Genomic DNA, 21,163 nt, shown 5'->3' on the forward strand with positions numbered 1-21,163 from the left:
CTGACGGCGGCCTTGGACAGCATCCTCGCGCAATGCTTCGCCGACTTCGAGCTGGTGATCGTCGATGACGGATCGACGGACGCCTCTCCGGCGATCATCGATCGTTACGCCGCGCGCGACCCGCGCATCCGGGTGATCCGCCAGGCCAATCAGGGGCTGATCGCCAGCCTGAACCATATCATCGACGTGGCGCGCGGTGAGTATATCGCGCGGATGGATGGCGACGACATCGCGCTGCCCGAGCGATTCGCGCGCCAGGTCGCCTTTCTCGACGCGCATTCCGATCATGGCGTGGTCGGCACCCAGATAAGGGGCATTACCGAAAGCGGCGCACCGCGCCCCGGTCATAAGGTCGAGTATCCCACATCCTCCGACGCCGTGGCCGAAACGCTCGCGTCGCGATCGCCGCTCTGCCATCCCTCGGTCATGATGCGACGCGAGGTATTGCGATCGGTGGGCAGGTACCGGGCGGCTTATCGCCATTGCGAGGATTATGATCTGTGGCTGCGGCTGGTCGATCGGACGCGCATGGCCAATCTGCCCGATCCCCTGCTCCTCTATCGTGCCTCCGCCACGCAGGTGTCGAACCGGCATGTCCTTGCCCAAAATTTCGGCGCCTCGGTCGCGCGGATCGCACGTGCCGAGCGACTCGCGGGACGCCCCGATCCGACCGACGACTGGGACAGCCTGCCCCCGATCGAGGCAATGGACGCCGCGTTCGGACGCCCCGGCCTATCCGCCCGGATCCGCGCGGACGTGACGCGCGGCATCCTGTTCTCGCCCGATGCACTGGCGGGCGAGGGCCTGTCGCTGATCGATGCGCATCTGGAGGATGTCCGACAGCAGCGGGTTCCGCCGGTCCCCGCCTTGTGGCGGACCGTCGCCCGGCTGGTCCGCCATCACCGCCCGGTCGCGGGCCTTCGGCTGGCGGCGGCGCTGGCCGCCCATGCGGTGCGGCGATGAGCGGCGCGTCGGTACGGGGGGCGGCGCTCTGGTCGATCGGGGCGCAATATATCGCCTTTGCGGTTCAGTTCATCGTCAGCGTGCTGATCTCGCGCTTCTTCCTGTCGCCCTCGGAGATGGGCCTCTATTCGATCGCGCTGTCCGCCGCGATGATGGTGTCGGCGCTTCAGGATTTCGGCATCCGGCGCTTCGTCGCGGGCGAGCGCAACCTGACCGAGGAGCAGATCAGGACCTGCTTCTCGGTGTCGGTGATCTTCGCGCTGGGCATCGGGCTGCTGATCCTGGCGCTCGCCTGGCCGGTGGCGCAATTCTACGACAATGCGCGGCTGACGCCGTTGCTGGTCATCATCGCCAGCTCCTATCTGATCGTCCCCTTCGGCATCGTGCCCAGCGCGATGCTGCAACGGCGGATGGACTATTATTCGATGTTCCTGGTCAGTGTCGGCGCGGCCCTGGTCAATGCCGCGCTGTCGCTGGGGCTGGCCTGGGCGGGCTATTCGGCCTTTGCGCTCGCCTGGGCGGCGGTCGGCCAGCAGGTCGCGCGCGCGTTGATCGGCCAGTGGCGATCGGGCATCCGGCCGCCCTTTCCGCCCAGCCTGCGCGGGCTCGGGCCGATCCTGCGCTTCGGATCGAACAGCTCGCTGCTCTATATCAGCGACGCGATCAGTTCGCGCAGCCCCGATCTGGTCGTCGGCCGCGTCCTGGGCCTGACCGCCGTGGGCCTGTTCAGCCGCGCCTCCAGCCTGGGGGCGCAATTGCAGATGCTGGTCAGCGGCGCGGTCGACGGCGTCTTCTACCCCGCCTTCGCCCGGCTGCGCGATGCGGGCGCCGATCTGGCCGCCCCCTATCAGCGGGTGGTGGCCGCCTATAGCGGCGCGACCTGGCCCGCCATGGCCTTTCTGGCGACCGCCGCGACGCCCATCGTCCTGCTGCTTTATGGTCCACGCTGGGCGGGCGTCGCGCCGCTGCTCAGCTGGATCGCAATCGGGCAGCTTTTCTTCGCCGCCATTCCACTGCATTTCGAGCTGCCTATCCTGCTCGGGCGGATCCGGCGGCTGGTGGTGGTCAACGCGCTCGACACCATCGCCTCGATCGGACTGTTGGTGCTGGGGGCCTGGATCAGCCTGGAATGGGCGGCGGCGTCGCGCATCCTCTATGGGCTGGCGTGGTTCCTGCTCTATGCGGGGTTGATGAAGCCGCTGACCGGATTCCGCTGGCGGGGAATGCTGATCGTCTATGCGCAGAGCCTTGTCGGAACGCTGGCGACGGTGGCGCCGCTGCTGGCGGTGTATCGCTGGGTCGCGCCGCCCGAGGCGGTCGGCATGGGACTGTTGAGCCTGTCCGCTGTCGCGGGGGTGCTCGCCTGGATCGCGGTGGTCTATGCGCTGCGCCATCCGATCCGGTTGGAGATCAATGCGATCGTCACCAGCCTCTGGAGCCGGATCGCGATGCGCGGGGCCGAGCGCACCGCCTGATCCAGGTCAGCCGCCCGCCTTGCCCCGGCGGCGCCCGCGACCCATAGTCGGGGGCATGAGCCCTCCCCCATCCGGTCTCGACGATCCCGAACAGGCGGCCTTCGCCTGGGCGCGGTTCCGCCGCATCATGGCGTGGATGACGATCGCCGCCGCCGTCGCGGTCGGCTTTTCGCTCGCAATCCTCGCGCATGTTTACGGCACGCTCAACTGGGTGACGGTGCTGGGGGTGATCGGTGGGATCGGTGGCATGGTGATGCTGACCGGCGCGCTGATGGGCCTGGTTTTTCTCAGTTCCGGAACCGGTCATGACGAGGATGTCGACCGGCGTTGATCCATCGCAAAAGGGCCGGTCCCCGCGTGATGCGGCGACCGGCCCTTTTTCATCAGCCCGAATAGCGGACGAGGCGGATCAGCCCGCCGCCGCCTCCGGCTCGACCGGCGCGGCCGCACGAACGCGGCGACGGCGCGGCTTTTCCTCGACGGGGGCGTCCGCTTCCGGAGCGGCGCTCAGCGCGGGGGGAAGACGATCGGCGTCGAAGCCTGCGGACTCGACCTGGTCCTGGGTCTCGACCGGGCGCTCGCGGCGCGGACGACCGCGACGACGGGGCGCCTCTTCCTCGGCCTGGGGCGCGAGCGTCTCGACCGCAGCGACCGGCTGAGCCTCTTCGGTCATGACCGGCTGCTCGGCGCGGACCTGTTCGGCGCGGACCGGGCGACGATCGTCGCGGCGCGGGCGATCCTCACGGTCGCGACGGGGACGATCGTCCCGGTTGCGGTCGTCGCGCTGCTGGTTTTCGCGCTGTTGTTGGTTTTCACGGGGCTGATTGTCGCGATACTGACGCTCGCGACGCGATTCCGCCTCGCCCTGCTGCTCGCCCGGACGGATGGGATCGCCCTCGTCGCCATAATCCTCGGCATCGTTGTCGAAGCCGTCATCGAACTGCTCGTCGCGCGGTTCCTCGCGCTGGCGGCGCTGATTCTGTTCCTCGAAGCGCGAACGGCTCTCGCTCAACACCCGGAAATAGTGATCGGCGAACTGCCAATAATATTCGGTGTTGACCCGATCGCCCTGACGCTGCGCCTCGGTCGCCAGATTCTTGTACTTTTCGTACAACTGGTTGGCGTTGCCGCGTGCGCGGTTGTCGATGCGATTGCCATTGTCGGAACGGCCGGGATTGCCACCCGGACGCTGCCCACCATTGTTGTTGCCGCCACGACCGCGACGGCGGCCGGCCTGCCGATTATTGATCAAGCTGTTCGTCCTTAGTCGTCAAACCAACAAGGTCCACTTTTCCCGGCACCGCGCGCGTCCCGCACGATGCGAAGCTCTCGCGCCCTCACCGGGCGCTTGCCACGGCCGCCGGACAGCAGCGACTGCATGACGAAGGGTATGGGCATCGGCCCGACATCAACGACCCCGAAAAACGGTGCCCCGAGATAACGGTGGGAATGCCGAATGTTCGCGTGCCCCTGCGCCCGCTCTAGCGGGTCGGACCTATGTCCTTCAAGTGAAATATGGGGCATCATCGCGATTGTTCAATGTGCCAATAGGGCACGCGGTCGCCCGCCCAGGTCGCGGTGGAGCGTGACGGCGAACCCTTGCGCCTCCAGAAGCGGGGTGACGGCCCCCGCCTGCTCATGCCCGATCTCTACCACCGCCGCGCCGCCCGGGGCGAGCAGCCGCCGCAACGCCGGGGCGAGCAGACGGTAATCGTCCAGCCCGTCGGGCCCGGCGAACAGCGCGGCGCCGGGCTCATAGTCCCGCACCTCCGCCGACAGGGGTTCGTCGGTGCCGATATAGGGCGGGTTGGTGACGATGCAGTCGAACGGGCCGGTCAGCGCCGCCGCCCAGTCGCCGCGCACGAACCGCGCCCGCTCGGACAATCCGCAGGCCGCAGCATTGGCGACCGCATAGCGCAGCGCCTCGCCCGAGCGGTCGACCCCCACCCCCTTCGCGCCCTGCCACTCGTCGAGCAGCGCGAGCAGCAACGTCCCCGGCCCGGTGCCGAGGTCGAGCAATGTCGCGGGCGGCCGATCCCCGAAATGGGCGAGCGCGGCGGCGATCAGCGTCTCGCTATCGACGCGTGGGACGAGCGCGCCGGGGCCGACCATCAGGTCCAACGTCCAGAAACCGCGCGTGCCGGTGATATAGGCGACCGGTTCCTGCGCGGCGCGGCGATCGACCAGCGACCAGAAGCTGTCGGGCACGGCGCGGGTCTGGTCGAGCAGCAGCGCGTTCCGCTCGATCCCCAGCGCATGGGCGAGCAGCAACTCGGCATCGAGCCGCGCGGTCGGCGAAAAGGGGAAACGCGCGGCGGCTTCGACCAGCGCGGTGCGGGCGTCGGTCACCTTATCAGCCGAACACCCCGGCGAAAGCCGGGGTCTGACATGAAGAGAATGGTTCGCGCAGAGGCGCGGAGGACGCAAAGATGTCTCGCCCCTGACAACGCCCGAACATGATTCGCGAGCAAAGGAAAAGGCCTTTGCCGCAGCGGGCCAACCCTCTCTGCGTCCTCTGCGCCTCTGCGCGAACTTCATCTTGCGAGATAGAGCGACACGCTTGAACACTCGTCGCCACTGAACCCCGGCCTTCGCCGGGGTGGAAGGATGAGAGGTAGCCGCAGGCGTCACCCATCGAGTGCGGCGAGCCGTTCGGCCTCATCCTCCGCCAGCAGCGCGCCGACCAGTTCGTCCAGTTCGCCTTCCAATATCTCGGGCAGGCGGTGCAGGGTCAGGTTGATCCGGTGGTCGGTCACGCGCCCTTGCGGGAAGTTGTACGTCCGAATCCGCTCCGATCGGTCGCCCGAACCGACCATCGAGCGACGGGTGCCCGCGCGTTCCGCCGCCAGCCGCTCGCGCTCCGCTTCGTACAGGCGGGTGCGCAGCACCTTCATCGCCTTGGCGCGGTTCTTGTGCTGCGAGCGTTCGTCCTGCTGGATCACGACCAGCCCGCTGGGGATGTGGGTGATGCGGATCGCCGAGTCGGTGGTGTTGACGTGCTGCCCGCCCGCGCCCGACGAGCGATAGATATCGATGCGCAGATCCTTGTCGTCGATCTGGAGGTCGACCTCCTCCGCCTCGGGCAACACCGCGACGGTCGCCGCCGAGGTGTGGATGCGCCCACCCGATTCGGTCACCGGCACGCGCTGCACCCGGTGGACGCCGGATTCGAACTTCAGCTTGGCGAAGACGCCCGCCCCCACGACCGAGGCGACGACCTCCTTATAGCCGCCCGTGTCGGGCACCGAGGCGGACATGACCTCGACCCGCCAGCCCTGCCGCTCGGCATAGCGCTGGTACATGCGGAACAGGTCGCCCGCGAACAGCGCCGCCTCGTCCCCGCCGGTCCCGGCGCGGATTTCCAGCATCGCCGCGCGCTCGTCGGCGGCGTCGCGGGGCAGCAGCGCAAGGGCCAGCGTCCGATCCGCCTCGGCCAGCGCGGTGCGGTTGGCGTGCAGTTCCTCCGCCGCCATCTCGCGCAACTCGTCGTCACCGTCCTGCGCCATGAAGGACAGGCTGTCGGCCTCCTGCCGCAGACGCCGCACCTCGGCGGCGGCGTTGGCGACGGGTTCCAGTTCGGCATATTCCTTCGACACCGCGACGAAGCGGTCCGAGGGCAGGTCGCCGGTGGCCATCATCGCCTGGAGTTCGTCGCGTCGCGCCTCGATCTGGGCGATGCGTTCGGCGGAGATGGTCTTCATGGCGTCGTCAGACGCTGCGCCAATGAGGGAAGCGCCGCGCCATGCTCGGTCGCAGCTTCGTCATCGAACAGCAGGTCGAAGATACTCTCCGCGACCGATTCCAGCGGCACCGTGACCTGATCGCCGGTCTTCAACGCCTTCACCTGCACCTGGCCATTCGCCAGTTCGTCATCGCCCAGGATCAGCGCATAGCTGGCGCGCTGGTCATTGGCCTTGGCCATGCGACGCTTCATGTTGCCACGAAACGCCATGTCGGTGGCGACGCCCGTGCGGCGCAACTCGGCCACCAGCCCGGTCGCGCGCAACTCCGCCGCCGCGCCCATCGGCACCACGACCGCATCGATGACCGGCCTGGGCGGTTCGTCGAGCAGCATCGCCAGCCGCTCGACCCCAGCCGCCCAGCCCACGCCCGCCGTGGCGGGGCCGCCGAGCGACTCGATCAGCCCGTCATAACGCCCCCCCGCCAGCACGGTGCCCTGCGACCCCAGCCGGTCGGTCACGAACTCGAACGCGGTGTGGCGATAATAATCGAGGCCGCGCACCAGCCGCGCATTGCGCGTCCAGGCCACGCCCGCCGCGTCCAGCCCCGCCGTCACCGCCTCGAAAAAGGCACGGGCTTCGGGCGTCAGATAGGCATCGATATCGGGTGCCGCATCGGCGATCGGCCGGTCGCGCGGGTCCTTGGAATCGAGGATGCGCAGCGGATTCTTCTCCAGCCGCACCAGGCTGTCCTCGGACAACGCGCCCCGATGCGCCTCGAAATGCGCGACCAGCGCGTCGCGCCACGCATCGCGCGTTTCGGCATCGCCCAGCGTGTTGAGTTGCAGCGTCACGCCCTCGGCGATGTTCAGTTCGCGCAGCAACTGGTCGGCCATCACCAGCAACTCGACATCCGCCGCCGGTTCGGGCGCGCCCAGGATTTCGGCGTCGATCTGGTGGAACTGGCGATACCGCCCCTTTTGCGGGCGCTCGTACCGGAACACCGCGCCCGACGTCGCCAGCTTCAAGGGCGCATATTGCTGCCACCCCTCGGTCAGGTACGCGCGGGCGATCCCGGCGGTGAACTCCGGCCGCAGGGTCAGCAGGTCGCCGCCGCGATCGGGGAAGGTGTACATCTCCTTCGACACGACATCGGTCGTCTCGCCGATCGAGCGGGCGAAGACCTGCGTATCCTCGAACACCGGCAGGTCGAGCCGCTGGAAGCCGTAGAGTTCGTGGACATACTCGAAAGTGCGCAGCACCTCCGCAAAGCGGCGCTGCTCGTCGCCGAAGATGTCCTGCGTGCCGCGCACGCGCTTGGGGGTTTCGATCCGTGCCATAGAGGTGGCGGTATCTAGGGTAGCGAAGCCCCGTGCGCTAGAGTGCGATCACGCCTCGCTCGCCAACCAGTCCGCCAGCGCGAGTTCGTCGGTGGCACGGGTTTCGGCGCACATGCTGTGCCGCATGATCTCCAGCGCCCAGCGGCGATGCGAATCGCTCTCGCTCGCCACCGTGTCCGCCGGCACCCACAGGTCATATTCGCGCATATGCGCATCGGCGGCGGTGAACAGGACACAGATATCGGCCGCCACCCCGGTCAGGATCAACCGGCTGACGCCCAGTTGCGGCAGCAGCACCGGCAGATTGGTCGCGTAGAAGCCCGAAAATTGCGGCTTCACCACGAAGTAATCGCGGTCGCGCGGGCGCAGCGCCTCGATCAGCGCGCGGCCCGGACTGTCCTCCCGCGCGCAATGATCCACGATCGAGGAGCGCTCGGAATGCCAATGGCCGAAATTGTCGTTGACGTAGAGCACCGGAACCCCGGCGGAGTCCGCCTCGTCCCGAAGGGCGACGATCCGCGCGGCGGCGGCCTCGGCGGGCTCACGAAGATGCTCGCCGCCCTCGAAATCGAGGTCGTTGATCATGTCGATGATGATCAGCGCGGCGGAATGGGGTGCGGAATCGGCCATGGGCGATCATGGCATGATCGGACGGCGGCCGCGTTGATGTACCTTAGTGACCGGCCCCCTCGCCGTCCGGCACGGCGAGGGGGAGGCGCGGCATCAGGCCTTCAGGCCCTTGGCCATGTTGAGATGCGCGGTGACGGTCGGGATCAGGCCGGTCGCGAAGGTCTTGAGCGGCGCGGACTCGCCCGTCGCGGCATAGGCCTTGAGCGTGTCGAGCGTCTGTTGATGCCCGGCGGTCTGCTCCGCGATATAGGCCTGGTCGAAGGCGGTGCCGTTCAGGCCCTTCAACTGGTCCAGCTTCTGCTGCTGCTCGGCGTTCAGCGTGGGATCGGGGGTGATCGCCGGGGTGGCCGAACCCGCCGCGGTCTTCAGCTTGGCGGTCGAGGCGGTGTGCGCCTCGATCATCGTGCGCGCATAGCTCTTGACCGACGCCGATGCGCCGTTGGTCAGCGCCAGCTTCGACGTCTCGATCTCGAAGGCATCGCTCGCCGCCGCCGCATTGGCGAAGACCTGCGCCGCGGGCAGCGCCGCCGGGGTGGCCTCGGCCATCGCATTCCCCTCGGCCATGCCATTGGTGCTCATGGTGTCGGCGGTCATGCCGTTCTGCGCCTGGGGCTCGCTGCGGTTACAGCCCGCAAGGGCCAACAGGGCGGCGGCGCCGAGAGCGGTTGCGCGAATGCTCATGCCAATAAGCTCCTAAGATGTTTCGTCAAACCGTGTAAGCGCGCCGTGACGCAGGACGTTCCGTCGCATCCGGACCCGAAAGCCGATCGCATCGTTTGAACCTGGCAACGCCGCTGGGGCGAGATGATGAAGGAACCCGCGTTATGAGCATCTTCGGCAATATTCTGGGCAAGATCTTCCACCACGGCGCGGCCAAGCCCGCCGGAGCGGCCCCGACGCCCGCCCCCGCACCGACCACGACCCAGGCCGCGCCGCAGCAACCCGCTCCCGCCCCGGTGGCCGATGCCGCACCCGCCGCACAGTCGGTCGATGTCGGCGCGGTGCTGAGCGAAATGGCGGCGATGAAGAATGGCGGCGGCAACTATCAAAGCTCGATCGTCGACCTGCTCAAGCTGCTCGACCTGGATTCCAGCCTGGCCGCACGCAAGGAACTGGCCAACGAACTGGGCGTCCACGCCGCCGAGGACGGCTCCGCCGAGCAGAATATCGCACTCCACAAGGCGGTGATGGCCAAGCTGGCCGAAAATGGCGGCATCGTGCCGGACAGCCTGCGCAACTAAGGTCGGATCAGGCCTCACCGACACGCATGCCGCACCGCCCTCCTGCCTTCCCTGCAAGGATTCCTCTGCGAAATTCATCCACCACCAACCCGGCGAAGGCCGGGGTCCAGTGACGTCACGATGGGAGTGACTTGCCAACGCCTTCCCAACTGGATTCCGGCCTTCGCCGGGTTGGTCTGGCGGGTTTTGCAACGATCCCCTTCCAGGGGAGGAAAAGGACCGTTGCCCATCCGTCCTGTTCAGGGAGTCGGCTAACGGCATCCGACAGCGATAGCCAAGTGAGGCGTGACGGGATTACATCCGGCTCATGACCACCACCCGCTGGCAGCGCCTGACGACCCGTATCGGCGACCGGATCGCACCGCCGCGTTTCCTGGCCTTCGCGCTGATCCTGATCGTATCGGCCATGCTCCTCGTTCCGCCGCTAGGGCTGACGCGGGGCATATTAGCCGGCTTCGATATCGCCGCCTTCCTGTTCCTCGTCTCGCTCATTCCCCTGTTGCGGCAGGGCGAGGCGGCGAAGATGCGGCGGCGCGCGGCACGGAACGATGCCAATCGCGCGGTCCTGCTGGTCTTCTGCGGCATCGTGCTGTTCGTCATCCTGATCGCGGTCGGGGGCGAGTTGCGCGGGCGGAGCAGCCCCGTCACCGTCGCGCTGGTCGTCGGCACGCTGATCCTCGCCTGGCTGTTCTCCAACATCGTCTATGCGCTGCATTATGCGCATCTCTTCTACAGCGCGGGGGACAAGGGGGATGTCGGCGGCCTCGACTTTCCCGACACGGCGGAGCCCGATTACTGGGACTTCCTCTATTTCTCGGTGACGCTCGGCATGACCTTCCAGACCTCCGACGTGTCGATCGCCTCGCGACGGATGCGGCGGGTGGTGACGGGCCAGTGTCTGGCCGCCTTCATCTTCAACCTGGGCGTGATTGCCTTCACCGTGAATGTGCTGGGCGGCGGCGGCGGATAAGGCCTAGCCACGGCGCGCGGGGAAAAGGTCTGGACGACTGGCCTATCGGGTGCCTAACCTGCCCGCATCTCTCTTCGCCGCAAAAGGCTCTCCATGATCCGTCCCGTCTTTCGTTCCCTGATCGTCGCGTCCCTGGTTTCGACCGCCGCCGTCTCGCTCGCGCAGGTGCCGTCGGGCAATTCCGCCCCCGCCGGTCCCCTGCCCTTCGTCAACACGATCCCCGATGCAGTCGACACCCCCTATCCGGGCACGATCAAGCTGGTGGTCGACGCCACCGATACCGAGCGCGGCATCTTTCGCATGAAGGAGACGATCCCCGTCGCCAAGGCGGGGCCGATGGCGCTGCTCTTCCCGAAATGGCTGCCCGGCGCGCACAATCCGCGTGGCGAGATCGAGAAGCTGGCGGGCCTGGTCATCAAGGCCAATGGCCGCATCCTGCCCTGGACGCGCGACCCGGTCGATGTCTTCGCCTTTCATATCGACGTGCCCGCGGGCGCGAAGCAACTCGACCTGGAGTTCCAGTTCCTGTCGGCAACCAAGCCCGACCAGGGCCGCATCGCCGTCACCCCGACGATGATCTCGCTGCAACCCAATTCGGTCAGCCTCTACCCGGCGGGCTATTATACCCGACAAATCCCGATCCAGATGACCGCGATCTTCCCCGCAGGCTGGACGGCGGCGGGCGCGGTTCCGGCCAAGGCGTCGGGCTCGACCTACACCTATGACACGACCAATTACGAAATCCTGGTCGATTCCCCGGTGCTGGCGGGCAAATATGGCAAGGTCTTCCCGCTGACCCCGCGCGTCAACCTGAACGTCTTCGCCGACAACGCCGCCGAGTTGAACGCCAAGCCCGAACAGATCGCCGCGCACCAGCGGCTGGTCGATCAGGCGGTCAAGGCGTTCGGCGCACAGCATTACGATCATTATGAATTCCTGCTGTCGATCAGCGACCAGCTCGGCGGCATCGGCCTGGAGCATCACCGTTCGTCGGAGAATGGCGTGACGCCGGGCTATTTCACCGAATGGGATTCGGGGCCGGGCCGCCGCAACCTGCTGCCGCACGAATTCACCCATAGCTGGGACGGCAAGTTCCGGCGCGGGGCCGATCTGTGGACCCCCGATTTCCGCACGCCGATGCGCAATTCGATGCTGTGGGTCTATGAGGGGCAGACGCAATTCTGGGGCTATGTGCTCCAGGCGCGGTCGGGGATGGTGTCGAAGCAGGATACGCTGGACCAATATGCATCGATCCTGGGCATCTACGACACCGCGCCCGCGCGGCAGTGGCGCGACCTGATCGACACCACCAACGACCCGATCATCTCGTCGCGCAAGCCCAAGGGCTGGACGAGCTGGCAGCGGTCGGAGGATTATTACAATGAAGGCCTGATGGTCTGGATGGAGGTCGATGCGATGCTCCGCCAGAAGTCGAACGGCACCAAGTCGATCGACGATTTCGCCAAGGCCTTTTTCGGCATCCGCAACGGCGACTGGGGCGAGGTGACCTACACCTTCCAGGATGTCGCCGACACGCTGAACGCGATCGTGCCCTATGACTGGGCGGGCTTCCTGACCAAGCGCCTGACCGAAACCGGCCAGCCCGCGCCGATCCAGGGCTTCGCGATGAACGGCTACAAGCTGGTCTACACAGCCGAGCCGACCCCGACCTTCAAGCAGAACGAGAAGGGCCGCACCGATGTCAGCTACTCGCTGGGCATGGTCGTCTCGAACAGCGGCGACGTCACCAGTTCGATTTGGGACAGTCCGGCGTTCAAGGCGGGGATCGATGTCGGCACGCAGATCCAGGCGGTGAACGGCGAAAGCTATTCGGGCGACCGTCTGAAGGCCGCAATTCTGGCCGCCAAGGATCCCGCCAGGCCGGTCAAGTTGTTGATAAAGAACCAGGATCGCTTCCGCGAAGTGACGCTCGCCTATACCGGCGGCCCGCGCTATCCGCGTCTGCAGAAGGTGGGGACCGGCGAAACCGGGCTGGACCGTTTGCTGACCGCACGCTGACGTCTTTCTGACGAGGGCGTCACTGCCCTCTATCGACACCCTATGGCGGGTTGCGCTATCGCGCCCGCCATTGTTTTTCCACCGGAACCCGGTTCCGGTCCATTGGCAAAGAAAGACTGACCGATGCGCATCGACCTCATTCCCGTCGGCAAGAGCCCGCCCGACGACATCAACGTCGTGATCGAAGTGCCCACCGGTGGCGAGCCGGTGAAGTATGAGTTCGACAAGGCGAGCGGCGCGCTGTTCGTCGACCGCATCCTGCACACGCCGATGCGCTATCCGGCGAATTACGGCTTCGTGCCGCACACCCTGTCGCCCGATGGCGATCCGCTCGACGCGCTGGTCGTGTCGCGCACGCCCTTCATTCCGGGCTGCGTCGTGCGCGCGCGCCCGATCGCGGTGCTGAACCTGGAAGACGAAGCGGGCGGCGACGAGAAGCTGGTCTGCGTGCCGGTCGACTCGACCTTCCCTTATTATTCGAACGTTGGCGGTCGCGACGACCTGCCCGAGATCGTGTTCCAGCAGATCGAGCACTTCTTCACCCATTACAAGGACTTGGAGAAGAAGAAGTGGGTGCGCATCGGCACCTGGGGCGACCGCGACGAAGCCCGCCGCATCGTCGTCGAGGCGATCGAGCGCTATGACGACGCCAAGGCGAAGGGCGAAGAGCCGCACGACCACGACGTGCCCGGCCGCGCCTGAACCTTTCGGATTTCTGTTGGAAGGAAACGCCTCGGTGCCCGGCACCGGGGCGTTTCTTTTATCCCCTCTTCTCGCTCCCCTCCCGCAGCCGGCAGGGGCCGTCTCTTCTTCTTTCTCCCCTCCCGCAGGCGGGAGGGGCTGGGGGAGGGCAATCCCGGAGCCCGGGGAGAGGACTTCCCATGACCTTCGACTACGCTCAGGCTGAACGGCGGTTGAGGAAGCGGATGCGCAGTCCCCATCCTCCGTTCACGCTGAGCGAAGTCGAAGCGCACGCCCCGCCGTGCGGCATAGTGACGTGAATCCCTTGGCCTTCGACTATGCCCAGCCTGAACGGGACGGGGATAATCGGCGAAGAAAGAAGGATGGTTCACGCGGAGGCGCGGAGACGCGGAGGTGTCTCGCCCGTCGCTGACGGCATCCGGCAAAACCAAATTGACGGCAGGAAAATGACGCGCGCCGCCAGGCCAACCTCTCCGCGCCTCCGCGCGAACCCTCTTTCGCCCTACCGCCCCGCCAACCGCGCCAACGCCTCGCCGGAAACCCGCTGCACCGTCCACTCATCCATCGCCCGCGCCCCCATCGCACGGTAGAATGCCACGGCGGGCCTATTCCAATCGAGCACCGACCATTCGAACCGGCCCCAGCCGCGATCCCGCGCAATACCCGCGAGATGGACCAGCAACGCCTTGCCCACCCCGCCCCCGCGCGCGGACGGCGTGACGTAAAGGTCTTCCAGATACAGCCCCTGCCGCCCGGTCCAGGTCGAGAAATTGGCGAAAAACAACGCGAAGCCCACTGCCTGCCCATCGCGCTCGGCGATCACCGCCTCCGCCGCCGGGCGCTCGCCGAACAGCGCCGCTTCCAGCATCGGCTCGGTCGCGACGACGGCGTCGGGCTCGCGCTCGAACGCGGCCAGTTCGCGGACGAAGCGCAGGATGGTCGCCGTGTCGGCCCGCTCAGCCGCCCGGATGGTGATGCTCATAATCCCGCCTCGCTCTGGGGCCCCGGTCCCGGTTGCCGCACCGCGAAAACGCAGCCCGCGATGATCAGCGCCGCCCCGACCAGCGTGAACGGCGACACATGCTCCCCGAACACCGCATAGCCCAGGCACGCCGCCCAGACGAAGGCGGTATATTCGACCGGCGCCAATATCTGCGCCTCCGCCCGCGCATAGGCCCAGGCGAGCAGCAGCGCCGACAGGCTGCCCAGCGCCGCGGCGGTGACGATGGCGGGCCACTGCCCCATGGCGGGCCAGCCCGAGACGAAGGGGGCGGCGGGCGTCATCAGCACGGCGATCACCAGCATGGTGAACAGCGCCACCTCGGTCGGACCCGCGACCTGCGCCTGTCGCCGCAACAGCACCAGGCTGACCGCATAGAGGATCGAGGCGACGAGGATGGCGAGCGAGCCCAGCACCGTCTGGGTCGAAGCCTGCGCCTGCACCTCGCCGCCCGCGATCACCAGCACCCCCGCCCCCGCGATCAGCGAGCCCAGGATCGCCGCCCGCCGGACCGTCTCGCCCAATGTGAAAGCCGCCAGAAACAACGCGATCAGCGGCGCCAGGAAGGTCAGCGCCACGCTCTGCGCCATCGGCACCCGCGCCAGCCCCCAGAAGAACAGCAGCACCGACGCGCCCCCGGTCGCCCCGCGCGCGATATGAAGTGTCAGCGCATGACGCCCCGGCCAGCGCCCACCGCGCAACAGGAACAGCGCCCCCGTGATCGCAACGCCCACCCAGGAGCGCCACAGCACCGCGCTATAGGCTCCGCTATCGATCGACAGCCGCTTCATCAGCGTGTCCATCACCGAATAGATGGCGATGCCCAGCGCCGCGGCGCCGAAGGCGATGACGGGAGAGGTGCGCGCGCTCATGCGGTCGGCGATACCGGGCGTGACGGGGAAAGGCGAGTGTCCGATCACCACGTCGCCACCCTCACCCTTCCGACGCTTCGCGCCTCCCTCCCTCTCCCAACGGGAGGGGGAAGGATCAGGGTATCACCCCATCGAACATCTCCGGGATTAAACCCCGCCCCGCATCCGTTGCCCCTGCGAGACACGACACCAAGGGACAAAGGGTCATGAAGACGCTCCTCGCCGCAACGGGTCTGGCCATGCTGCTGGCGGCGCCCGCGAGTGCACAGGTCACCGCCTCGATCGGTGCCGACTATACCTCGGGCCAATATGGCACCGGCCAACGCGTGCGCAGCGCCAGTTCGACCGCCTCGCTGCGCGCCAAGCACAAGCGGGTGACGGTGTTCGCCGCGCTGCCTTATGTGCAGGTCGATGCGCCGGGCAATGTCGTCGCCCCCGGCGGGCCGCTGGGCCTGCCGATCCTGGTCGATCCTACCCGCCCCGCGACCCGCGTGAAGCGCAGCGGGCTCGGCGATGCGGTGGTGGGGGCCTCGGTGCAACTGGTGCCGCCGCGCCGTCATCACCTGGCGCTGGCGCTGACCGGCAGCGCCAAGCTGCCCACCGCCTCGGCCTCGCAAGGACTTGGCACCGGCAAGGCGGATTATTCGGTCGTCGCCGAAGCCGCCGTGCCGGGCAAGGTCACGCCCTTCGCGGCGGTCGGCCACACCTTTGTCGGGCAGCCCGACGGCTATGCCTTGCGCGACGTGACCAGCGCGCGCGGCGGCGTGGCGCTCGGCATCGGCAAGGCGAGCGAGGTCAGCGTCTCGTACAATTACGCCTCGCGGGTCAGCGATCAGGTCGCCGACCGGCAGGAGATCGGCGCGGGGCTCGACACCGCGCTGTCGCAGCGCCTGTCGCTGGGCGTGCAGGGCAGCGCCGGGGTCAGCAAGGGCGCGCCGGACGTGGGCGCGGGGGTGCGACTGGGACTGCGGCTGTAATCAATCGTCGGAGGACGGCGGGTCCGCATCGGGGCCGAAATATTCGTAGCGATACGCCTTCAGGGCGGTCCCCACGCATTCGACGCTGGGCGCCGCCCGGACATTGCTGGCCTGCGCCGCGTCGCGATACAGGAAGCGGATATAGGGCAGGCCGCTGCGCGCCGTCTTGAACTCGGTTGGCGTGACCCCGCAGCTGCGGGCAATGCGTTGAAAGGCGCGCTTGGTCAGAATGGGCTTTTTCGTCCTGGTGGTCGCGCAGCCCGACAACGCCAGGGCACCCACCAAGATCAACGCGATCCATCGCATATCGTCACCCCTCTGCCCGCTTCGTCCCGCCAGCATGGCAGGATATGTTCGCGGAGCAAGGGCGCGATCGGCATCGCCTCGACCGAATCGACATCGACCCAGATCGCCTCCGCAATTTCGGCGGCGGGGACCGGGTCGTGATCGACGCACAGGTGAAAGACGGTGGCATCGACCTGGTGCCCCGGCTCGTTCGCCGCCGCGGCCGAGAAGCGACCGACCGGGCGTAGCGCGTCCTCCGCGATCGTCAGCCCGATTTCCTCGTCCAGTTCGCGGACCAGCGCGGCGGCGGGGGTTTCGCCCAGCTCGATCTTGCCGCCCGCCTGCATGAAGAAGCGGGTTCCCGTCTTGCGGACGAGGAGGAGCCGTCCGGCGGAATCCTCGATCAGGGCGGCGGCGATGCGAATGACGGTCATGCCCAAACCGTAACGACACCCGTTCCTCCCCTGCAAGGGGAGGGGGACCATCCGAAGGATGGTGAAGGGGCGTTCGACAAAGGATGTCCTGTGAGGAAGCCGCCCTCCGTCAGGGCTGCGGCCTGCCACCTCCCCTTGCAGGGGAAGGCAAGGCTACTCCGCCGCGATGGCCGCCTTGGCGATATCGGCCGCTTCCAGTTCAGCGGCCTTGGCCTCGACCAGCTTGACGATATGGTCGACCATGTCGGCATCCTCGACCGTGTGGTCGGTCAGGCCCGACAGATAGACCATGTGCTTGCCATTGCCGCCGCCGGTCACGCCGATATCGGTTTCGCGCGCCTCGCCGGGGCCGTTGACGACGCAGCCCAGCACCGACAGCGACATCGGCGTGCGGATATGCTGGAGCCGTTCCTCCAGCACCTGCACGGTGCGGATCACGTCGAAGCCCTGGCGCGCGCAGGACGGGCAGGAGACGACCCGCACGCCGCGATTGCGGATGCCCAGCGCCTTCAGTATCTCAAAGCCGACGCGCACCTCTTCCTCGGGCTCGGCCGAGAGCGAGACGCGGATCGTGTCGCCGATCCCGAACCAGAGCAGCGAACCGATGCCGATCGAGGACTTGACCGTCCCGCCGATCAGCCCGCCCGCCTCGGTAATGCCCAGATGCAGCGGACAATCGGTCGCCTCGGCCAGCCCCTGATAGGCCGCCACCGCCAGGAAGACGTCGGACGCCTTCACCGCAACCTTATATTCGTGGAAGTCGTGATCCTGGAGCAGCTTGATATGGTCGAGCGCCGATTCGACCAAAGCCTCGGGACAAGGCTCGCCATATTTTTCCAGCAGGTCCTTTTCCAGCGACCCCGCATTCACCCCGATGCGGATCGCACAGCCATTGGCCTTGGCGGCGCGGACGACTTCGGCAACGCGCGCGGACGAACCGATATTGCCCGGATTGATCCGCAGACAGGCCGCGCCCGCATCGGCGGCTTCGAGGGCGCGCTTATAGTGGAAATGGATGTCCGCGACGATCGGCACCCGCGCCGCCTTGGTGATCTTGGCCAGCGCGGCGGTCGAATCGGTGTCGGGGCACGAGACGCGAATGATGTCCGCCCCCGCCTCTTCGCAGCGCCGGATCTGGTCGAGCGTGGCGACCGGATCGCTGGTCGGCGTGTTGGTCATGGTCTGCACGGTGACGGGGGCATCGCCGCCCACGGGCACGTTGCCCACCATGATCTGACGGCTTTGGCGGCGGACGATGTCACGCCAGGGACGAATGGACATGGGCCCTTATATACGCGCCCGGCGTTGCGGTTCAAAGTCAGTGCTGTACCAGACGCCCCATAATGATCGCCCGATGACCCCCCCATGACTGCTGTCGCCCCCATTCCCCGTCATTACGGACTCGACTGGCTGCGCGTCGGGGCCTTCGCCATATTGATCCTCTATCATATCGGCATGGTGTTCGTGCCCTGGGGCTTTCACGTCCAGCTGGCGCGGCTGCCCTGGGTCGCGATCCCCATGCTGGCGACCAATCCGTGGCGACTGATGCTGCTGTTCGTCGTGTCGGGCTATGCCACCCGCGCGCTGGCGGTGCGGCATCCGAGCATCTTCAGCTTCGTGCGCGGGCGGAGCATCCGGCTGCTCGTCCCGCTGGCCTTTGGTGTAGCCATATTGGTGCCGCCGCAAATCTGGGCCGAACTGGCGAGCAAATACAGCTATGGCGGGTCCTATTGGACCTTCTGGACGCGCGACTGGCTGGGTTTTCGCGCGATTGGCGGGGTGGTGCCGACGCCTGCCTGGAACCATCTGTGGTTCGTCGGTTACCTATGGGCCTATACCATGGCGGTGGCGGCGATGCTGGCGACCGGGCATCGTTGGGGTGCGAAGGCGCAAGGGCTGTTCGACCGGGTGCTGGGGCGGATGGGGCGGCGCGGTGTTGCCGGTGGTCTGGCTGCTGCTGGTCGATATCCGCTTCTTTCCCGGCCAGTCGGAGACGCATGGGCTGTTCGACGACTGGCTCGCCCATGCCATCTATTTTCCCGCCTTGCTGTTCGGATTCGGCATGGCGGGGTCGGAGCGGGTGCTCGACAGCTTCCGGCGCGGCTGGGCGGCGGCAGGGCTGATCGCACTGGCGAGCTATGGCGTGGCGGCGGGGCTGGAATGGCGCTGGCCGGGCCTGGCGGGGGCGCCGCAGGGGCTGGGCATCGTCTTTGCCGGTGCGCGCGCGGTGCAGGGATGGATGGCGGTCGTCGCGCTGATCGGCGTGGCGGAGCGGTTCTGGAACCGCGATCATCCCTGGCGGCGGACCCTGACCGAGGCGGTCTTTCCCTTCTATCTGGTCCATCAGACGATCATCATCCTGGTCGCCTTCTATCTGCGGCGGGCGGGGTTGCCTTTATGGCTCGACGCGCTGGTGCTGATCGTGGCGACGGTGGCGGGGTGCTGGGCCTTCTACCTCATCGGGCGCAGGGTGCGCTGGTTGCGACCGCTGATCGGCCTGAGGCCCCATCCCGTTGGTCGGCCTGCGGCCTCGGGGGATGGCAGGAAAGCCGCGATCTGATAGGGGCGCGGCCATCCTTTCCCCTGGTTTATCGGAGTTCCCGCCATGTCCGCTTCCTGGTCGCTGGTCATCCATGGCGGCGCGGGCCGGATCACCCGTGACGTGCTGACGCCCGAACAGGATGCGGGCGCGCGTGCCGGGCTCGATGCCGCGCTGAAGGCCGGGTCGGCGGTGCTGGCGAGCGGCGGAACCGCGCTCGACGCGGTCGAGGCGGCGGTGCGGGTGCTGGAGGATGATCCGCACTTCAATGCCGGGCGCGGCGCCTGCTTCACGCGGGAGGGGACCAACGAACTCGACGCCGCGATCATGGACGGGCGCGACCGGCGCGCCGGATCGGTAGCGGGCGTGACCCGCACCCGCAATCCGGTGTCGCTGGCGAGGGCCGTCATGGAGGCCAGCCCGCACGTCCTGCTGGCCGGATCGGGCGCGGACCGGTTTGCGGTCGAACAAGGGCTGGAACAGGTCGACCCCGCCTGGTTCCACACCGATGAGCGCCGCCGCCAGCTGGACGAACTGCTCTCGCGGGGGGCCGACGCGTTCGACAGCGACATGAAATATGGCACGGTCGGCGCGGTCGCTTGCGACGCGCAGGGCCATGTCGCCGCCGCCACCTCGACCGGGGGCGTGACGGGCAAGCGCTGGGGCCGGGTCGGTGATTCGCCGCTGGTGGGTGCGGGCACCTATGCCGACGACCGGGCCTGCGCAGTGTCGTGCACGGGTTCGGGCGAGGTCTTCATTCGCATCGGCGTCGGCCATGAGATCGCCGCGCGCCGCCGCTTCGCCGGTGAGGACGTGCAGGTGGCGGCCGACACCGTGCTGGCCGAGGTGAAGGCGCTGGGCGGGACCGGCGGCACCATCGTCGCCGCGCCCGACGGGACCATCGCCTGGAGCATGACCACCGCAGGCATGTATCGCGGCCGCGCGACGGCGGCGGGCGAACACCGGGTGGCGATCTACGCCGACGAAGGATAAAAGGCACGCCCATGAAGCACTTGCGTATCCTCCTCGTGATGCTGGCGGGCCTGTTCGCCAGCCTGTCCCTGGCCTCCCCCGCCGCCGCCTATTGGGAATATGGGCATGAGACCGTCGCGGCCATCGCCTGGGCCAATATCACGCCGCACGCCCGCGCCGAGATCCGCCGGATCCTGCGCGCGCAAGGTCAACTCGACACGCCGACCTGCCCCGTGCGGACGATCGAGGAGGCCAGCGTCTGGCCGGATTGCGTCAAGCCGCTGAAGGATGCGGAGGGCAAGTCGCGCTTCGGCTATGCCTATGTCTGGCACTATCAGAATATCGACATCTGCCAGCCCTTCCGCCTGCCCCCGGCCTGCGACACGGGCGACTGCGTGTCGGCGCAGATTCCGCGCCAGCTTGCCATCCTGAAGGACAAGCGCACCGCGCCGAAGGAGCGGGTGATGGCGCTGGCCTTCCTCGTTCATTTCGTCGGTGACCTGCACCAGCCGCTTCATGCCGGGGACAAGAGCGACAAGGGCGGCAACGACACCCATGTCGATTACGGCTTCTATGCGACGCCCCGGCTGAACCTCCATTCGATCTGGGACGGCCTGCTCGCCGAGCGGGCGATCTCCGCGCCGCCCAAGCTGGTCCGCCCCTATCCGGCGGCCGAACGGCGACGCGAATCGGCGGGTGATGTGATGGACTGGAGCCGGGAGAACTGGGCCATCGCCAAGCGCGCCTATGCGGCCGCGATGGGCGGCGATCCGTGCCAGCCGACGCCTGCGCACATGACGATGAACGAGGAAGCGATCCGTGCCATGGCCCCGCTCGAGCGCGAACAGGTGAAGCGCGGCGGGTTGCGCTTGGCGAGGCTGTTGGACAGCGCGTTCCGGGGCTAACGCATTCCTCCCCAAGCTTTGCTTGGGGAGGGGGACCACCGCGGAGCGGTGGTGGAGGGGCAAGGACGGACCAGCCTGCCCTATCCGATCGCCCTCACGGGCGACGCCCCTCCACCATGTCCTTCGGACATGGTCCCCCTCCCCATCAGAGATGGGGAG

The 21,163-nt window shown here is 67.4% G+C and carries 22 protein-coding genes and 1 pseudogene (1 of these 23 only partly in view); 12 read left to right on the forward strand and 11 right to left on the reverse strand.

The annotated features are described in order from the left end of the window. The 3 genes in view from QE379_RS00560 to QE379_RS00570 are tightly spaced (at most 55 nt apart) and all read left to right on the forward strand, a layout consistent with a single transcriptional unit that may run on beyond the window. Positions 1 to 963: the 3' portion of a glycosyltransferase gene (locus QE379_RS00560; RefSeq protein WP_306996822.1), read on the forward strand. Its footprint begins 54 nt before the window's first position; 963 of the gene's 1,017 nt are visible here — the last part of the coding sequence; its start codon lies beyond the left edge, outside the window; it ends in the stop codon at positions 961 to 963. Continuing rightward, the gene (locus QE379_RS00565) at positions 960 to 2,438 is read left to right on the forward strand and encodes an oligosaccharide flippase family protein (RefSeq protein WP_306996824.1); all 1,479 of its coding nucleotides are present in this window, start codon (positions 960 to 962) and stop codon (positions 2,436 to 2,438) included. Before QE379_RS00560 ends, QE379_RS00565 begins: the two co-directional genes overlap by 4 nt. A gap of 55 nt (positions 2,439 to 2,493) precedes the next feature. Continuing rightward, positions 2,494 to 2,769, forward strand: coding sequence for a hypothetical protein (locus QE379_RS00570; protein ID WP_306996826.1), 276 nt, complete (start codon positions 2,494 to 2,496; stop codon positions 2,767 to 2,769). 78 nt (positions 2,770 to 2,847) lie between these two features. Here the strand turns inward: QE379_RS00570 and QE379_RS00575 are convergent, their stop codons facing one another. The 6 genes from QE379_RS00575 to QE379_RS00600 all read right to left on the reverse strand — a co-directional run bounded on the left by QE379_RS00575 (position 2,848) and on the right by QE379_RS00600 (position 8,769). Next, a complete protein-coding gene (locus QE379_RS00575) occupies positions 2,848 to 3,690 on the reverse strand; it encodes a DUF4167 domain-containing protein (RefSeq protein WP_306996829.1) in 843 nt (280 codons plus the stop codon). A 284-nt stretch (positions 3,691 to 3,974) separates the two neighbouring features. Further along, complete coding sequence (gene prmC, locus QE379_RS00580; protein WP_306996833.1) at positions 3,975 to 4,787, reverse strand: peptide chain release factor N(5)-glutamine methyltransferase; 813 nt, start codon at positions 4,785 to 4,787, stop codon at positions 3,975 to 3,977. A gap of 278 nt (positions 4,788 to 5,065) precedes the next feature. Next, a complete protein-coding gene (gene prfA / locus QE379_RS00585; protein WP_306996835.1) occupies positions 5,066 to 6,139 on the reverse strand; it encodes a peptide chain release factor 1 in 1,074 nt (357 codons plus the stop codon). Continuing rightward, positions 6,136 to 7,458, reverse strand: coding sequence for a histidine--tRNA ligase (gene hisS, locus QE379_RS00590; RefSeq protein ID WP_306996837.1), 1,323 nt, complete (start codon positions 7,456 to 7,458; stop codon positions 6,136 to 6,138). The genes prfA and hisS overlap by 4 nt, the downstream gene beginning before the upstream one ends. 48 nt (positions 7,459 to 7,506) lie before the next feature. Then, positions 7,507 to 8,088, reverse strand: coding sequence for a cysteine hydrolase family protein (locus tag QE379_RS00595; RefSeq protein ID WP_306996839.1), 582 nt, complete (start codon positions 8,086 to 8,088; stop codon positions 7,507 to 7,509). A 93-nt stretch (positions 8,089 to 8,181) separates the two neighbouring features. Further along, the gene (locus tag QE379_RS00600) at positions 8,182 to 8,769 is read right to left on the reverse strand and encodes a DUF4142 domain-containing protein (protein ID WP_306996841.1); all 588 of its coding nucleotides are present in this window, start codon (positions 8,767 to 8,769) and stop codon (positions 8,182 to 8,184) included. Between the two features lie 143 nt (positions 8,770 to 8,912). Between QE379_RS00600 and QE379_RS00605 the strand changes: the two genes are divergently transcribed. The 4 genes from QE379_RS00605 (at position 8,913) to ppa (ending at position 13,020) form a co-directional block, all read left to right on the forward strand. Next, on the forward strand, positions 8,913 to 9,329 hold the full coding sequence (locus tag QE379_RS00605) for a DUF3597 family protein (RefSeq protein ID WP_306996844.1): 417 nt from the start codon (positions 8,913 to 8,915) through the stop codon (positions 9,327 to 9,329). Between the two features lie 307 nt (positions 9,330 to 9,636). Next, positions 9,637 to 10,299, forward strand: a complete 663-nt coding sequence (locus tag QE379_RS00610; RefSeq protein ID WP_306996846.1) for a DUF1345 domain-containing protein — start codon at positions 9,637 to 9,639, stop codon at positions 10,297 to 10,299. A 93-nt stretch (positions 10,300 to 10,392) separates the two neighbouring features. Then, complete coding sequence (locus QE379_RS00615; RefSeq protein WP_306996848.1) at positions 10,393 to 12,318, forward strand: M61 family metallopeptidase; 1,926 nt, start codon at positions 10,393 to 10,395, stop codon at positions 12,316 to 12,318. Between the two features lie 123 nt (positions 12,319 to 12,441). Further along, complete coding sequence (gene ppa, locus QE379_RS00620; RefSeq protein WP_306996850.1) at positions 12,442 to 13,020, forward strand: inorganic diphosphatase; 579 nt, start codon at positions 12,442 to 12,444, stop codon at positions 13,018 to 13,020. Between the two features lie 502 nt (positions 13,021 to 13,522). Here the strand turns inward: ppa and QE379_RS00625 are convergent. Beyond that, positions 13,523 to 14,002, reverse strand: coding sequence for a GNAT family N-acetyltransferase (locus QE379_RS00625; RefSeq protein ID WP_306996852.1), 480 nt, complete (start codon positions 14,000 to 14,002; stop codon positions 13,523 to 13,525). After that, complete coding sequence (locus tag QE379_RS00630) at positions 13,999 to 14,892, reverse strand: DMT family transporter (RefSeq protein ID WP_307003013.1); 894 nt, start codon at positions 14,890 to 14,892, stop codon at positions 13,999 to 14,001. The genes QE379_RS00625 and QE379_RS00630 overlap by 4 nt, the downstream gene beginning before the upstream one ends. A gap of 206 nt (positions 14,893 to 15,098) precedes the next feature. On the opposite strand from QE379_RS00630, the gene QE379_RS00635 reads away from it, so the two are divergent. After that, complete coding sequence (locus QE379_RS00635) at positions 15,099 to 15,869, forward strand: transporter (RefSeq protein ID WP_306996854.1); 771 nt, start codon at positions 15,099 to 15,101, stop codon at positions 15,867 to 15,869. On the opposite strand, the gene QE379_RS00640 is transcribed toward QE379_RS00635, so the two are convergent. The 3 genes from QE379_RS00640 to ispG all read right to left on the reverse strand — a co-directional run bounded on the left by QE379_RS00640 (position 15,870) and on the right by ispG (position 17,869). After that, positions 15,870 to 16,175: a hypothetical protein gene (locus tag QE379_RS00640; RefSeq protein ID WP_306996856.1), complete on the reverse strand. Its 306-nt coding sequence runs from the start codon at positions 16,173 to 16,175 to the stop codon at positions 15,870 to 15,872. Beyond that, positions 16,157 to 16,588 (reverse strand): NUDIX domain-containing protein, encoded by a 432-nt coding sequence (locus QE379_RS00645; protein ID WP_306996857.1) that lies wholly within the window; start codon positions 16,586 to 16,588, stop codon positions 16,157 to 16,159. The genes QE379_RS00640 and QE379_RS00645 overlap by 19 nt, the downstream gene beginning before the upstream one ends. Before the next feature lie 153 nt (positions 16,589 to 16,741). Beyond that, positions 16,742 to 17,869, reverse strand: a complete 1,128-nt coding sequence (ispG, locus tag QE379_RS00650; protein ID WP_306996858.1) for a flavodoxin-dependent (E)-4-hydroxy-3-methylbut-2-enyl-diphosphate synthase — start codon at positions 17,867 to 17,869, stop codon at positions 16,742 to 16,744. Between the two features lie 174 nt (positions 17,870 to 18,043). On the opposite strand from ispG, the pseudogene QE379_RS00655 reads away from it, so the two are divergent. The 4 genes and pseudogenes from QE379_RS00655 to QE379_RS00670 form a co-directional block, all read left to right on the forward strand. Next, positions 18,044 to 18,409 (forward strand): annotated as a pseudogene (locus tag QE379_RS00655) (acyltransferase); the annotation flags it as partial. 58 nt (positions 18,410 to 18,467) lie between these two features. After that, positions 18,468 to 19,148, forward strand: a complete 681-nt coding sequence (locus QE379_RS00660) for an acyltransferase family protein (RefSeq protein WP_306996860.1) — start codon at positions 18,468 to 18,470, stop codon at positions 19,146 to 19,148. A gap of 45 nt (positions 19,149 to 19,193) precedes the next feature. After that, positions 19,194 to 20,120, forward strand: a complete 927-nt coding sequence (locus tag QE379_RS00665; protein WP_306996862.1) for an isoaspartyl peptidase/L-asparaginase family protein — start codon at positions 19,194 to 19,196, stop codon at positions 20,118 to 20,120. 11 nt (positions 20,121 to 20,131) lie between these two features. Next, positions 20,132 to 21,004, forward strand: coding sequence for a S1/P1 nuclease (locus QE379_RS00670; protein ID WP_306996864.1), 873 nt, complete (start codon positions 20,132 to 20,134; stop codon positions 21,002 to 21,004). Positions 21,005 to 21,163: the final 159 nt, after the last annotated feature.

The organism is Sphingomonas sp. SORGH_AS_0879, assembly GCF_030819175.1.
Lineage (GTDB): Bacteria > Pseudomonadota > Alphaproteobacteria > Sphingomonadales > Sphingomonadaceae > Sphingomonas.

Bases quoted from the DNA above. Each gene is read 5' to 3' on its own strand.
- QE379_RS00645 (WP_306996857.1), bottom strand. From the start codon at position 16,588: ATGACCGTCATTCGCATCGCCGCCGCCCTGATCGAGGATTCCGCCGGA.
- QE379_RS00635 (WP_306996854.1), top strand. From the start codon at position 15,099: ATGAAGACGCTCCTCGCCGCAACGGGTCTGGCCATGCTGCTGGCGGCG.
- prfA (WP_306996835.1), bottom strand. From the start codon at position 6,139: ATGAAGACCATCTCCGCCGAACGCATCGCCCAGATCGAGGCGCGACGC.
- QE379_RS00615 (WP_306996848.1), top strand. From the start codon at position 10,393: ATGATCCGTCCCGTCTTTCGTTCCCTGATCGTCGCGTCCCTGGTTTCG.
- ppa (WP_306996850.1), top strand. From the start codon at position 12,442: ATGCGCATCGACCTCATTCCCGTCGGCAAGAGCCCGCCCGACGACATC.
- QE379_RS00595 (WP_306996839.1), bottom strand. From the start codon at position 8,088: ATGGCCGATTCCGCACCCCATTCCGCCGCGCTGATCATCATCGACATG.
- QE379_RS00565 (WP_306996824.1), top strand. From the start codon at position 960: ATGAGCGGCGCGTCGGTACGGGGGGCGGCGCTCTGGTCGATCGGGGCG.
- hisS (WP_306996837.1), bottom strand. From the start codon at position 7,458: ATGGCACGGATCGAAACCCCCAAGCGCGTGCGCGGCACGCAGGACATC.
- QE379_RS00610 (WP_306996846.1), top strand. From the start codon at position 9,637: ATGACCACCACCCGCTGGCAGCGCCTGACGACCCGTATCGGCGACCGG.
- QE379_RS00670 (WP_306996864.1), top strand. From the start codon at position 20,132: ATGAAGCACTTGCGTATCCTCCTCGTGATGCTGGCGGGCCTGTTCGCC.
- QE379_RS00600 (WP_306996841.1), bottom strand. From the start codon at position 8,769: ATGAGCATTCGCGCAACCGCTCTCGGCGCCGCCGCCCTGTTGGCCCTT.
- ispG (WP_306996858.1), bottom strand. From the start codon at position 17,869: ATGTCCATTCGTCCCTGGCGTGACATCGTCCGCCGCCAAAGCCGTCAG.
- QE379_RS00665 (WP_306996862.1), top strand. From the start codon at position 19,194: ATGTCCGCTTCCTGGTCGCTGGTCATCCATGGCGGCGCGGGCCGGATC.
- QE379_RS00570 (WP_306996826.1), top strand. From the start codon at position 2,494: ATGAGCCCTCCCCCATCCGGTCTCGACGATCCCGAACAGGCGGCCTTC.
- QE379_RS00630 (WP_307003013.1), bottom strand. From the start codon at position 14,892: ATGAGCGCGCGCACCTCTCCCGTCATCGCCTTCGGCGCCGCGGCGCTG.
- QE379_RS00605 (WP_306996844.1), top strand. From the start codon at position 8,913: ATGAGCATCTTCGGCAATATTCTGGGCAAGATCTTCCACCACGGCGCG.
- QE379_RS00640 (WP_306996856.1), bottom strand. From the start codon at position 16,175: ATGCGATGGATCGCGTTGATCTTGGTGGGTGCCCTGGCGTTGTCGGGC.
- QE379_RS00625 (WP_306996852.1), bottom strand. From the start codon at position 14,002: ATGAGCATCACCATCCGGGCGGCTGAGCGGGCCGACACGGCGACCATC.